The following is a 12,933-nucleotide window of genomic DNA, read 5'->3' on the forward strand; positions in this document are numbered from 1 at the left end:
AATAAATAGTAATTTTTGGCATAAATAAAAAAAATCAACAAAGATTTATAAAACATATTATGTATAATACTATAAATCCTAAAAATCACAAAATGAAATTCAAAACAAAAATATTTCAACATTATGATTGTAAAAAAAAACAATAAAATGTTATAATGAACCATAATAATTTCACAATTTAAAATTCAATATAAAATATGGTGAGGTGTCCGAGAGGATTAAGGAGCATGCCTGGAAAGCGTGTATACATAAAAATATGTATCAAGGGTTCGAATCCCTTCCTCACCAAAATTATAATCATTAAATTATAATTAGAAATAACTATAAAAATAAAAATATTATGCAATCAATGTTTCTAAAGCTAATTTTATCATTTCACATAATGATGATTCTCGTTCTACAGAAGATAACTTTTGATTTCTTGTAATATGATCCGATACAGAACATATTGACATAGCTTTTACACTATGTTCTGCAGCAATGCTATAAATACCTGAAGTTTCCATATCTATACCTAAAATATTATACTTCTTTAATAATGGATATAATAATTCAGAATTCATATAAAAAGTATCTGTAGTAAAAAAACTCCCAACTTGAATATTAATTCTCATTTTTTTTGCAATACGTACTGCATTAGAAATAATATTAAAATTAGCAACTGCAGAAAAATCATAGTTGTTAAATCGTAAACGATTAAAATTAGAATCAGTACATGCACCTATTGCAATAATAATATCTTTTAAATTAATTTTTTTTTGAATTGTACCACATGTTCCAACACGAATAATTTTTTTTACACGATAAGATTTAATTAATTCTTCTACATAAATAGCAGCAGAAGGTATACCCATACCATGACTCATAATGGAAACTAAAACATCATTATAATATCCTGTAAAACCTAGCATTGAACGAACATTAGTAATTTGGATACAATGCTTCAAAAAATTTTCTGCAATATATTTCACTCGAAATGGATCACCAGACATCATTACCAATTCAGAAAAACTATTATTATTTGCATTAATATGAGGTGTTGTCATAAATTCAATTACCTTAAAAACAAAAATAACTTAAAAACCAAAAACCTATTTTAATATACTCAAATTATATAATTCTAATACCATAATCAATATTAGATAAATCAAAATATTTCTCAACTATTTATATAAATAAAAAATATCTTAATATCAAAATCTAAAAATTGTCATGAAAAATAAATAATATTAATTTATTTTATTTTTTATGATGATTAGAAAACATATTAAATAAAATTAATAATTTGAAATAATAATAAAATTATCATAATCACATGATTTATTTAAAATAATTAGAAATGAAATATTTAAAAAATATAAAATATTAAAATATTCTAATGCATTGATTTTTATATTTATATATAAAATGAAATACCTATCTTTTAAAAATATAAAACTAATGTACTATTTATCAAATTATTATAAATATGAATCTATACGATCAAAAAAATTCATCATAAAATAATTTCAAAAATATTTGAAACATTTAAAAAATTCATGAAAAATTTGAAAATTTTTTATAAATAGTATTTCAATTAATAGGTTTTAAAAAAATATAAAAACTATATTTTTAAAAAATCAATTTTTTTTAAAAATATTAAAAATATACAATTAATATTGAAATTATAATTTTCTATCATCATAATTATCTATTAAAAAATATTCATAATTATAAAAAAATTAAAAAATAAATACTCAAAATAATATCCAAAAAATCAATTTTATAATTTTAATGAATAATCATAAAAATAAAGCATTTATTAATAAAAAGATAAAAATCTTAAATATAAAAAATCATTCTTTTTAAATCAAAAATAAAAAAATAAAAAATAAAAAACAAAACTAAAAAAAAGAATGCATACCACGACTATGATTTGTAATATCTTGAACACCATTTAAATCTGGAAAATGACTTAAAATTTTTTTCTCAATATTTTCTGAAAATGTATTTTTTGACATTAAACAACCATTACAACCACCTAAAAACTTAATCATCGCATATCCCAGTGTATTAATCTCTACTAAAAAAACTTTTCCACCATGCATCATCAACATTGGATTAATATCATAATCAATAAAATTTTTTAATTTTTGAAATAAATGTTCATATTTAACGTTTTGAGTAGTTGGATTATGATGATTTAATTCCTGACCAGAATATGGAGCCATTAGCATTAATTGTTTTTCAGTATCATTAATAAATAAATCAATTTTAGAATCTTTTAAGTATGGTAGTATTTTCTCATCAACATAAATACTAAATGAATCATATTTTATTTCAATATCTGTTTTTTTTAAATTTTTACAATTTTCGTATGAAAGCTTACATTCCGAATATTGTGTTCCAGGTTTATTAATTAATATCCTTAAAGATACGTATTTATTATTTTTAGAAATTAAATTTTTTAAATATTTTTGAGCTTTTTTAGAAATCTTAATCATAAATCTTAATAATCATAATATTTAAATAAAACATTTAAATATACTATCATAATTAGTATTAATTATAAAATCATTAAAAATAAATAAAAATATAAATATGTATATAAAAATTATTGGAAAAGGTAATATAAATTTAATATTATTACATGGATGGGGTATAAATAATAGCATTTGGTTTTGGATAGAAAAAATTTTAATGAAAGATTTTAAACTACATATCATTGATTTACCAGGATATGGTAATAACTTTCATGTCATAGTAGAAAACCTGTATGAACTATTAGCATTAATTCATAATAATACACCAAAAAAATGTATTTGGATGGGGTGGTCTATGGGGGGTATAATTTCTAGTTATATGAGTATTTTGTATCCAAAAAAAACAATTGCTATAATTAATATATGTTCATCTCCATGCTTCATTAAAAAAAAAAAATGGCCAGGAATAGACATCAATACAATAAAAAATATTTTTAAAAATTTATTATACAACTATAAAAATACAATAAAAAACTTCTTTATTACTAACACATATAATATAATAAAAAAAAATACTCATGTTCAAAATATAATTAAAAAATATGTTTTACCACCATACCCAACATACAATACCTTAAAAATGAATTTAGATATAATATGTAAAACAGATATCAGAAAATACATAATGCAAACTAAATTACCTAATTTACAAATATACGGTAAATTAGATACTATGATACCAATAGAAATTTCAAAAATCATTAATAAATATAATAATAAAAATATTAAAATAATAGTTATTGATCATTCTGCACACATGCCATTCATATCAAAACCAATTGAATTCTGCAATTCTATCATTTCATTTAAAAAAAAATTATAAAAATAAATTAATTTCATAATAATAAAGTTAAAAGATATTTTAATTATAAAATTTTCAATTTTTAAAAAGGTAATTCATCATCAAATTCGACACTAGATATATCTTCAGATAATAATTTATTTTTTAATTCATTATTTACAGTTTTTGTTTGAGATAGTATATGACTATCTTGATTTAAGTTATCATCATTAGAATTATTAACATCTCTAACCGCATCCTTTCTGCTACCTAACATTTGCATTTTACCATTCATATTCACTATAATTTCTGTAGTATATCGTTCAATTCCATTTTTATCTTTCCATTTTCTTGTTTGTAAGGATCCTTCAATATAAACTTGAGAACCTTTACGTAAATATTCACCAGAAATTTCTGCTAATTTTCCAAATAAAACAATTCTATGCCACTCTGTTTTTTCTTTTATTTCATTTGTATTTTTATCTTTCCAAGTTTCAGAAGTAGCAAGATTAATATTAGTTACTGCATTACCATTTGACATGTATCGTATTTCAGGATCTTTACCTAAATTACCAATCAAAATAACTTTATTAATTCCTCTTATTGCCATAATATCTACCTTAATTGATTAAATAATCATTTTAATTCATAAAAAATCAAAAAAAATAATAAAAATAATATTTATATATTTTTAAAATATTTAAATAATATTAATATAATAAATACTATAATTGATGTTATAATAACTATACAAAATATACAAATCATTTTTACTGAAACAATTTTCATAATTCACTACATTAATATATTAAAAACATGAAAAAAAACAGTCAAAAACATATTCAAACTATAAAATCACAATTACCATATTCATTAGATGCTGAAAGATCACTTCTAGGTAGTTTAATGCTAGACAATAAACAATGGGATAAGATATCTAATAACATTACAATTAACGACTTTTTTCATATACCACATAAAATTATTTTTAAAGAAATGAAAAAATTAATTAATCAAAACTTTCCAATTGATTTAATTACTGTTTCTGAATCTTTAGAAAAAAAAAATATGTTCAATAACATCGAGTCCTTTTCTTATTTATCTGATATCATTAAAAATATACCTAGCACTGAAAATATGCAAGCATATGCAAAAATTATAAAAGAACGATCATTACTAAGAGAAATAATTTCTATAGGACAACAAATTACCAATTTAGGATATAATCCAGGAGAAAAAGATGGTGCAGAAATTTTAGAAGATGCGGAATGTAATATTTTAAATATTTCAAAGAAAATACTTAAAAATCACCATAACCCACAAAACATTAAAAATATGCTTGATAAGACCATTACTTTAATCGAGACATTAATTAATTCTCCAAACAATGCAATTACTGGATTAGATACAGGATATACTGAACTTAATAAAAAAACACTGGGATTACAAAATTCTGATCTAATCATCATTGCTGCTAGACCTTCAATGGGTAAAACAACATTAGCTATGAATATTTGTGAAAATACTGCTATGACATGTAAAAAACCAGTTTTAATTTTTAGTTTAGAAATGCCTGGTGAACAAATTATGATAAGAATGTTATCATCATTATCACGTATATACCAATGTAACATTAGAACTGGACAATTACAAGATGAAGATTGGTCAAGAATATCAAGTATAATTAATATACTATTAAAAAAAAAAAATATATACATTGATGATTCTGCTCAACTAACCCCAACTGAAATACGATCTAAAGCAAAAAAACTTTACAAAAAAAAAGGTGGTTTAAGTTTAATCATGATAGATTATTTACAACTAATTCATATCCCACATTTATCAACACAAAGAAACCTAGAAATTGCAGAAATTTCAAGAACATTAAAAGCTCTAGCAAAAGAACTAAAAATACCAATCATTGCAATATCTCAATTGAATCGATTACTAGAACAAAGAACTGATAAAAGACCGATAAATTCTGATTTACGTGAATCTGGTTCATTAGAACAAGATGCAGATCTAATATTATTTATTTATCGGGATGAAATATATAATGAAAACAGTAATTTAAAAGGAATTGCTGAAATTATTATTGGCAAACAAAGAAATGGACCAAGTGGATCAATTAAATTATTATTTAATGGTAATTTATGCAGATTTGATAATTATCATCATGATTAAAATATTCATTTTTTAAAAACTATAATATTCAAATATCAATAAAAAATTATAATTTCATTAATACAAATATAACTTATAAAATAACATACAATATTCATTTACTTATTGAGAATATCCAGTGAAAACAACCTTACAACATCAACTTTTAATTGCTATGCCTGGAATAAAAAACCCTCTATTTAAAAAAACTGTAATATATATTTGTGAACACAATCAAGATGGAGCTATGGGTATTATTATCAATAAACCACTAAAAAACATAAAAATACAACATATATTAAAAAAATTGAATATTGAATCCTCAAGATGCATCTTTGGACCAAAAATAAAGGATCCAGTAATTATGGGAGGACCACAAGCAAAAGAAAGAGGATTCATATTACATTCTTCAAAAAAACCATTTTATTCTAGTATACGAATTTCAGATACTACAACCATTACAACATCAAAAGATATCCTAGAATCTATGGGTATTATTGAAGAACCACAAAAAATTTTAGTAGCATTAGGATATTGCACATGGGGAAAAAACCAATTAGAAAAAGAATTACTCAATAATTTTTGGTTAACATCATCTGCAAATCATGACATACTTTTTAATATACCAATTTCAAAAAGATGGACTCATGCTGCAAAAAATATTGGTATTAATATGTATCAATTATCTGTTCATTTTGGACACGCTTAAATTATGTTTATAATGTCATTTGATTTTGGAACAAAAAATATCGGAACTGCAATTGGTCAAGATATTACACATACAGCAAGTATGTTATCAACAATTCAAGTAAAAAATAATATTCCAGACTGGAAAAAAATTTCATCTTTAATCCAATATTGGATACCAAAATTAATTATTATTGGATATCCACTAAATATGGATGGAACTACTCAAAAAATTACAAAAAAAACAATTGATTTTTCTAAAATATTATATAAACGTCATCTTATTCATACTGAATTTCATGATGAAAGACTTACAACTATAGAAGCAAAATCAATATTGTACCAAACAAAACGATATAAAAAAATTAATAAAAAAAATATTAATTCATTATCAGCAGTATTAATATTAGAAAGTTGGTTGAATAAAAACAAAAAATAACCACAACAATTTTATTCATACTAAGGATCATTATGTTTTTTGTTCCCCCATTAAGTTTATACATTCACATACCATGGTGTATAAAAAAATGCTCATATTGCGATTTTAATACATATAAATTTAAAAAAAAAATCAGTGAACAGATTCAATATATTAAAATGTTGATACAAGATCTAAAAAACGATGTAAAACTAGTTCATCAAAAACATATACAAACTATATTTATTGGAGGAGGAACACCTAATTTAATAAATCATCATTTATTAAGATACTTAATATGTAAAATAAAAAAAATTATACCAATAAAAAAAGGATCAGAAATTACAATAGAAATTAACCCTGATTATATTACTATTAAGGATATATTAAAATATATAAAAATTGGAATTAATCGGATATCAATTGGAATACAAAGTTTTCAAAATCAATTCTTAAATATTCTAGGAAGAACACACTCAAAAAATCAAATCATTACCCTTCTTTATCAAATAAAAAAAAACAATAATATTAATTTCAATATCGACTTGATGTATGGTCTTCCATTACAATCAACTCAAGACTGTATATTAGACTTAAAAACAGCTATTAAAATACAACCAAACCACATTTCATGGTATCAATTAAATATAGAAAAAAATACCATATTTTATTATCAAAAACCAAAACTACCAACAGAAAACACAATATGGAATATGTATCATAATGGAGATAAATTATTGAAAAAAAATCATTATTGTAGATACGAAATTTCTTCATATTCTAAAAAAAATTTTTTCTGTGCACATAATTTAAATTATTGGAACTTTGGAGATTATATTGGTATTGGTTGTGGTTCACATGGAAAAATTACAAACATTAATGGTCAAATTATTAGAACAATTAAAAAAAAAAGAATATATGAATACTGCAATCAACAATACAAATACATTGAAAAAAAAAATATCATAAAAAATTCAGAAAAACCAGTGGAATATTTTATGAATGTATTAAGATTATTGAAACCTATTAAAAAAAAATCATTTTGTTTGCATACCAATTTAAATCTATCATACATTAAAAAATCCATAGAAAAAGCTATCAAAAAAAAATATATTATAGAAAAAAAAAAATATTGGTTTATATCGGAAAAAGGTCAAAATTTATTAAATAATCTAATAGAATGTTTCATTATGTAATAATTTTTATAATACATATTCATCATATACAATATGTACAAATGAAATTCAATAACATCACTACATAAATATTAAAATATCTTAATTCATTAAATAATAAAAAACTATTCTATAAAAATAAAAAATAAAATTTATATCAAAATATTAAATATTAAGATTTAATACATTAATTAAATATTAAAATCTATAAATAATTTAAAAATATTTTAATCAAATATATTCATCATATGAATAATATGAAATAATATATTTATCCTATGAAAATTATTGAAATATAATATTTAAAGAAAAATAAACTATATAAATAAAATGAAAAATTGGGAAATAGCACAAAAAATTATTAACTGGAAACACTGCTATGGTAGAAATAAATTACCATGGCAAAAAAAAAAACCATATTTTATATGGATTTCAGAAATTATGCTACAACAAACATCAGTTACTACTGTAATACCATATTTTAATCGATTTATTAAAAAATTTAAAAATGTTTATGATTTATACAATTCTGATTTAAACGAAATATTACATATATGGAGTGGATTAGGATATTATAAAAGAGCATATAATATTCATCAATCATCAAAGATAATTATAAAAAAACATAATGGACATATTCCAGATAATATGAAACACCTAACACAATTACCAGGAATTGGAAAAACTACAGCTGGAGCAATTTTATCACTATCATATAATTTTTCATTTTCAATTTTAGATGGAAACATTAAAAGAATACTAACTAGATTATATAATATTGATATAAATTTAAAAAAATCAATAATTCAAAAAAAATTATGGAAACTGATAAATCAGATAACACCAATTCATCATGCAAACAAATTTAACCAAGGAATGATGGATTTAGGTCAATTAATATGCAAATATAAAAAACCAAAATGTATTATATGTCCAATAAAATCTATTTGTCAATATCATATGAGTCATGAAAAAAATCATATATCACTTAAAATAATGAATCAAAAAAAAATACATAAACATTTTATAATTATTGTAAATAATCAAAAAATTCTTTTAGAACAAAGAAAATCATATAAAATATGGAAATACCTTTTCTCTTTTCCAGAATTCGATAATTTACAAGATATGAAAATATGGATTAAAAAAAGAAAAATAAAAAATATTGTTTACCAAAAATATTATTATGAAATTCAAAAATTTAGTAATTTTATTCTACATATGAAATGTATACTAGTATCCTGTCAAAATAAAAAAATTTCTTATCCAAAAAAAAATCATATATGGTATAATCTTAAAAATAAACAACACGTTGGGATACCAAAAGCAATAAAAGAAATTTTATTGAAAATCAACCACAAAAAATAAAATTAAAAAAAATATGAAAATAATATTTTGTCATTATTTAAAAAAAAAATCAGAAGGATTTGAAGAACAATTTTATCCAGGAGAAATAGGAAAAAAAATAAAACAAAAAATTTCAAAAATAGCTTGGAAAATCTGGAATAAAGAACAAATAAAATTCATTAATGAAAATAAACTGAATATGATTAACCAAGAACATTATAAAAAAGTAGAAAAGTACATGATAAAATTCTTATTTTTAAATGATTCAAAAAAATAAAAAATTTTTAATGTATAGAATAAATATATTTTTTTAATTCAAGTAATAAATATAATTTTGATTTTTGAAATCGATATAATTTAATCAAATTATTAATTTCCTGTAAATATTTATTAATATTTTCTGAATTTAAATATTTTAAACAGTGTTTAATCCATACAGATTTTTCTTTTTGATTTAATAAATCTGGAAAATTTCTTGCTTTTAATCTAAAAAACATCTCATATAATTTTTTATCCAAAAAACTAAATTTCATATTATTCCAGTAATGAATTTTATAATTATGTATTTTTTTCATTAACATTCTATCATATTGGCAAAAAAAAGAATCATATATCTTCAAATCTACATCATTATGAACATTATGATAGGAGTGATTTTTAAAAAAAATAAAAATTTTATTAATCAATTGAGAATTTTTTTTTAAAATATTAATTTTGATATTAAATTTATTCGAATCAAAACCAAGACAAAAAAGCCTTTTTTTTGTAAAAAAATTTAATGGAATTAAAATTGGGCATTGATTAACATATAAAAAACGAATCCCAATACTATTTAATTTTTTTACTGTAATATCCATAACATCAATATTTTTTAAATACTGAATACAATTCTTTAAACACATATGTGAATCAAAAAATATTAACATATTATCATTCTTTGTATTCCAAAAAATTGGAATAATACATGAAACATTGTTTCTAACATTGCCAAATATATTAGAAATAAATATTAAAGGAACATATTTGTCGACATGAATAATGCGTTTTAAATTATCTTTTAATCTATATTGAAATAAAAAATTAAATAATTCAGGTATTTTATTACGAATTAATTTTATTAATTCAAGAGTTGCATATACATCAGAAAGAGCATCATGAGCATTATGATCAATATTATTTAATTTAGTTAAATATTCCAATCTAAAACTTATCACACCAGATGAATCTTTTGGCCATATTAATAATTTAGGGAATAATACATGACATGCTCTAATAATTAATATAACATCCCATCTAGAATTTTGGTTTCTCCAACTCCAAGAATATGGATCTAAAAAATTTCTATAAAATATATTACGAGTAAATTCATCATCAAATTTTATATTATTATAACCAAGAATACATGTTTTTGAAGAATTTAAAATTTTAAATATCTTTTTAGAAAAAAAAAATTCATTCATCCCGTATTTCTTTGTATATTGTGGAGTAATTCCAGTAATAAGTAAAGCTTTTGGATTTGGTAAATAATCAATAGATGGATAACAATATAAACATTTCGGAGAACCAATAATATTAAAATCATTATCAGTACGTATGTATGCAAATTGTGAGGGTTTATCTAAACTTGTATTTATTCCAAATGTTTCATAATCATAAAATAAAAACTGTAAATTATAATTTTTCATAAATAGATTATTAAAAATAATAATATAAAGTAATTTTCTATTATATTAATAAATTTCATTAATTTAAATTAAATATTATTCTCCTCCGACTGGATTCGAACCAGTGACATACGGATTAACAGTCCGCCGTTCTACCAACTGAACTACAGAGGATTATTTTTGTATAATAACACGTAAAAAATTTTTTGTCAAAAAAATTTATAAAATTATATTAAATAAATAAAATCCAAAAATTTATAGAATAAATAGCTTGTTTTTTTTTTAAAAAACATTACAATGAGTTGTTGGCTCTTTAGCTCAGTGGTTAGAGCACGCGACTCATAATCGCTTGGTCGCTGGTTCGAATCCAGCAAGAGCCACTCCAAAAAAATTTAAAAATATACAAAAAAAACATAAAATTGTATAGTATGATTATGAGACAACTATGATGCATTTAAAAAAAAAATTTATTCAATTTGCATTAAAAAACCAAGCGATACAATTTGGTAATTTTAAATTAAAATCAGGAAGAAATAGTCCATACTTTTTTAATTCATCTTGTTTTTATACAGGAAAAAACTTAATTAAGTTAGGAAAATTTTATGCATCATTAATTCAAAATTCAAAAATTAATTTTGATAGCTTATTTGGTCTATCATATAAAGGAATTCCAATTGCAGCTACAACAGCAATGATTCTTAAACAAAAATATAATCTCAATAAACCATTTTTCTTTAACAGAAAAATATTTAAAAATTATAGTGAAAAAGGTATTTTAGTCGATAACAATTGTATAAAAAATAAAATCATCATTATTGATGATGTTATGACATCAGGAAAAACAGTAAATGAATCTATAAAAGTTATGAATTCAATCTCAAGTGAAATAGAGATATTAGCAATATTCTGCGCTTTTGATCGAAAAGAAAATGAAAATAACAAAATAAAATACAAAATTGATGAAAAAAATCAAAAAAACTCCTATCAATTATTTTCAATCATTAATATTATCGATGTTATAGAATTTTTAAAAGATAAAAAAATATTCACGAAACATATAAAGCAAATTAAAAATTATTATAAAAAATATGGATCAGAAATTTTAAAATCATAAATATTTTATTTTACACCAGAATGTCCAAAACCTTTTTTATTTCTAGAAGTAGGTCTAAAACTAGAAACTATATTAAATATTGGTTTAATAATTGGAACAAACATTAATTGTGCAAACCGATCTCCAGGAAAAATATTAAAAGAATTAATATGACGATTCCAAATTGATACCATTAATTCACCTTGATAATCAGAATCTACAATTCCAATTGTATTACCTAAAATAATACCATGATTATGTCCTAATCCAGAACGGGGTAAAATCATTGCTGTAATTAATGGATCTTTTATAAATATTGAAATTCCAGTAGGAATCAAAATAACCTGTTGAGATAAAACAACAACTTCATTAAGTATCATAGCTTTTAAATCCATTGCACAAGATCCACGAGTTTGATATTTAATAAAATCAAACTCATTTCCTAAACGTTGATCCAATATCTTAATATCAATAGTATGCATAAAATTCAATGACCTAATAGTAATACAATAAAGATGTATTATGAAAATACATCCTTATAAAAATTATTTATATAATTAATACATTACTTAATAGTAATATGATCAAAATAATAAAAATAAATTAACACATTACTTAGGTAAAATTTGTATCAATACGTAACATGAAACCTCTTTATGAGGTTGAAAAATAATACTATAATTACCAATTTTTCTAATAATACTATTTTTCATAGTAATTTCATGTTTCTCAATTTTAATCCCTAATTTAATTATTACTTTAAAAATATCTTTTACACTAATAGAACCAAATAATTTTCCTTTATCACTTGCCTTAGAAAATATTTGAATTGGTAGAAATCTTTTCATTTTCATTATTCTATTTTGTGACTTTGCAATATTTAGTACATCTTTTTTAATTAAAGTATGTTTCTTTTGATTAAAAATATCTATATTTTTACTGTTAGATAATAATGATTTTCCATAAGGAATTAAATAATTTCTTGCATATCCAGCTTTTACTGTAACAATATTTCCAAATTTTCCTAAACCTGGAACATCTTGTAATAAGATAATATCCATATTAACCTTTCATAAAAATTCA

14 protein-coding genes and 3 tRNA genes are annotated in these 12,933 nt (G+C 21.3%); 10 read left to right on the top strand and 7 right to left on the bottom strand.

Annotated features, from left to right (window positions below):
* Window positions 1-199: 199 nt before the first annotated feature.
* Window positions 200-288, top strand: a tRNA-Ser gene (locus tag AB4W46_RS01950).
* A 50-nt stretch (window positions 289-338) separates the two neighbouring features.
* Here AB4W46_RS01950 and deoD read toward each other — a convergent pair.
* Complete coding sequence (gene deoD / locus AB4W46_RS01955; RefSeq protein WP_367678473.1) at window positions 339-1,046, bottom strand: purine-nucleoside phosphorylase; 708 nt, start codon at window positions 1,044-1,046, stop codon at window positions 339-341.
* A gap of 837 nt (window positions 1,047-1,883) precedes the next feature.
* Entirely contained in the window at window positions 1,884-2,483 is a 600-nt protein-coding gene (locus AB4W46_RS01960; RefSeq protein WP_367678474.1) for a NifU family protein, read from the bottom strand.
* Between the two features lie 97 nt (window positions 2,484-2,580).
* Between AB4W46_RS01960 and AB4W46_RS01965 the strand changes: the two genes are divergently transcribed.
* Window positions 2,581-3,345 (top strand): alpha/beta fold hydrolase, encoded by a 765-nt coding sequence (locus AB4W46_RS01965; RefSeq protein WP_367678475.1) that lies wholly within the window; start codon window positions 2,581-2,583, stop codon window positions 3,343-3,345.
* A 61-nt stretch (window positions 3,346-3,406) separates the two neighbouring features.
* Here the strand turns inward: AB4W46_RS01965 and ssb are convergent, their stop codons facing one another.
* Window positions 3,407-3,913, bottom strand: coding sequence for a single-stranded DNA-binding protein (gene ssb, locus AB4W46_RS01970; protein ID WP_367678476.1), 507 nt, complete (start codon window positions 3,911-3,913; stop codon window positions 3,407-3,409).
* 206 nt (window positions 3,914-4,119) lie between these two features.
* On the opposite strand from ssb, the gene dnaB reads away from it, so the two are divergent.
* The 6 genes from dnaB (at window position 4,120) to AB4W46_RS02000 (ending at window position 9,370) form a co-directional block, all read left to right on the top strand.
* Window positions 4,120-5,487 (top strand): replicative DNA helicase, encoded by a 1,368-nt coding sequence (gene dnaB, locus AB4W46_RS01975; RefSeq protein ID WP_367678477.1) that lies wholly within the window; start codon window positions 4,120-4,122, stop codon window positions 5,485-5,487.
* A gap of 118 nt (window positions 5,488-5,605) precedes the next feature.
* Window positions 5,606-6,175 (top strand): YqgE/AlgH family protein, encoded by a 570-nt coding sequence (locus tag AB4W46_RS01980; protein ID WP_367678478.1) that lies wholly within the window; start codon window positions 5,606-5,608, stop codon window positions 6,173-6,175.
* Between the two features lie 12 nt (window positions 6,176-6,187).
* Window positions 6,188-6,592, top strand: a complete 405-nt coding sequence (gene ruvX / locus AB4W46_RS01985) for a Holliday junction resolvase RuvX (protein WP_367678479.1) — start codon at window positions 6,188-6,190, stop codon at window positions 6,590-6,592.
* A gap of 32 nt (window positions 6,593-6,624) precedes the next feature.
* The gene (gene hemW / locus AB4W46_RS01990; protein WP_367678480.1) at window positions 6,625-7,767 is read left to right on the top strand and encodes a radical SAM family heme chaperone HemW; all 1,143 of its coding nucleotides are present in this window, start codon (window positions 6,625-6,627) and stop codon (window positions 7,765-7,767) included.
* A gap of 309 nt (window positions 7,768-8,076) precedes the next feature.
* Complete coding sequence (gene mutY / locus AB4W46_RS01995) at window positions 8,077-9,114, top strand: A/G-specific adenine glycosylase (RefSeq protein ID WP_367678481.1); 1,038 nt, start codon at window positions 8,077-8,079, stop codon at window positions 9,112-9,114.
* 13 nt (window positions 9,115-9,127) lie between these two features.
* Complete coding sequence (locus tag AB4W46_RS02000; RefSeq protein WP_367678482.1) at window positions 9,128-9,370, top strand: oxidative damage protection protein; 243 nt, start codon at window positions 9,128-9,130, stop codon at window positions 9,368-9,370.
* 7 nt (window positions 9,371-9,377) lie between these two features.
* Here the strand turns inward: AB4W46_RS02000 and sbcB are convergent, their stop codons facing one another.
* A complete protein-coding gene (gene sbcB / locus AB4W46_RS02005) occupies window positions 9,378-10,778 on the bottom strand; it encodes an exodeoxyribonuclease I (protein WP_367678483.1) in 1,401 nt (466 codons plus the stop codon).
* Between the two features lie 80 nt (window positions 10,779-10,858).
* Window positions 10,859-10,931 (bottom strand) — tRNA-Asn (locus AB4W46_RS02010).
* A gap of 133 nt (window positions 10,932-11,064) precedes the next feature.
* Between AB4W46_RS02010 and AB4W46_RS02015 the strand changes: the two genes are divergently transcribed.
* Window positions 11,065-11,137 (top strand) — tRNA-Ile (locus AB4W46_RS02015).
* A 68-nt stretch (window positions 11,138-11,205) separates the two neighbouring features.
* Entirely contained in the window at window positions 11,206-11,871 is a 666-nt protein-coding gene (pyrE, locus tag AB4W46_RS02020) for an orotate phosphoribosyltransferase (protein WP_367678484.1), read from the top strand.
* Between the two features lie 5 nt (window positions 11,872-11,876).
* On the opposite strand, the gene dut is transcribed toward pyrE, so the two are convergent.
* Together dut and rplI are read right to left on the bottom strand one after the other, a co-directional pair.
* Window positions 11,877-12,332: a dUTP diphosphatase gene (dut, locus tag AB4W46_RS02025; RefSeq protein ID WP_367678485.1), complete on the bottom strand. Its 456-nt coding sequence runs from the start codon at window positions 12,330-12,332 to the stop codon at window positions 11,877-11,879.
* A gap of 129 nt (window positions 12,333-12,461) precedes the next feature.
* Complete coding sequence (gene rplI / locus AB4W46_RS02030; RefSeq protein ID WP_367678486.1) at window positions 12,462-12,911, bottom strand: 50S ribosomal protein L9; 450 nt, start codon at window positions 12,909-12,911, stop codon at window positions 12,462-12,464.
* Window positions 12,912-12,933: the final 22 nt, after the last annotated feature.

This window comes from Buchnera aphidicola (Panaphis juglandis) (assembly GCF_964059065.1).
GTDB classification, from domain to species: Bacteria; Pseudomonadota; Gammaproteobacteria; order Enterobacterales; family Enterobacteriaceae; genus Buchnera_L; species Buchnera_L aphidicola_AM.

Excerpts from the sequence above, each read along its gene's own strand:
- deoD (WP_367678473.1), bottom strand. The coding sequence starts at position 1,046 with ATGACAACACCTCATATTAATGCAAATAATAATAGTTTTTCTGAATTG.
- AB4W46_RS01960 (WP_367678474.1), bottom strand. The coding sequence starts at position 2,483 with ATGATTAAGATTTCTAAAAAAGCTCAAAAATATTTAAAAAATTTAATT.
- AB4W46_RS01965 (WP_367678475.1), top strand. The coding sequence starts at position 2,581 with ATGTATATAAAAATTATTGGAAAAGGTAATATAAATTTAATATTATTA.
- ssb (WP_367678476.1), bottom strand. The coding sequence starts at position 3,913 with ATGGCAATAAGAGGAATTAATAAAGTTATTTTGATTGGTAATTTAGGT.
- dnaB (WP_367678477.1), top strand. The coding sequence starts at position 4,120 with ATGAAAAAAAACAGTCAAAAACATATTCAAACTATAAAATCACAATTA.
- ruvX (WP_367678479.1), top strand. The coding sequence starts at position 6,188 with ATGTCATTTGATTTTGGAACAAAAAATATCGGAACTGCAATTGGTCAA.
- hemW (WP_367678480.1), top strand. The coding sequence starts at position 6,625 with ATGTTTTTTGTTCCCCCATTAAGTTTATACATTCACATACCATGGTGT.
- mutY (WP_367678481.1), top strand. The coding sequence starts at position 8,077 with ATGAAAAATTGGGAAATAGCACAAAAAATTATTAACTGGAAACACTGC.
- AB4W46_RS02000 (WP_367678482.1), top strand. The coding sequence starts at position 9,128 with ATGAAAATAATATTTTGTCATTATTTAAAAAAAAAATCAGAAGGATTT.
- sbcB (WP_367678483.1), bottom strand. The coding sequence starts at position 10,778 with ATGAAAAATTATAATTTACAGTTTTTATTTTATGATTATGAAACATTT.
- pyrE (WP_367678484.1), top strand. The coding sequence starts at position 11,206 with ATGCATTTAAAAAAAAAATTTATTCAATTTGCATTAAAAAACCAAGCG.
- dut (WP_367678485.1), bottom strand. The coding sequence starts at position 12,332 with ATGCATACTATTGATATTAAGATATTGGATCAACGTTTAGGAAATGAG.
- rplI (WP_367678486.1), bottom strand. The coding sequence starts at position 12,911 with ATGGATATTATCTTATTACAAGATGTTCCAGGTTTAGGAAAATTTGGA.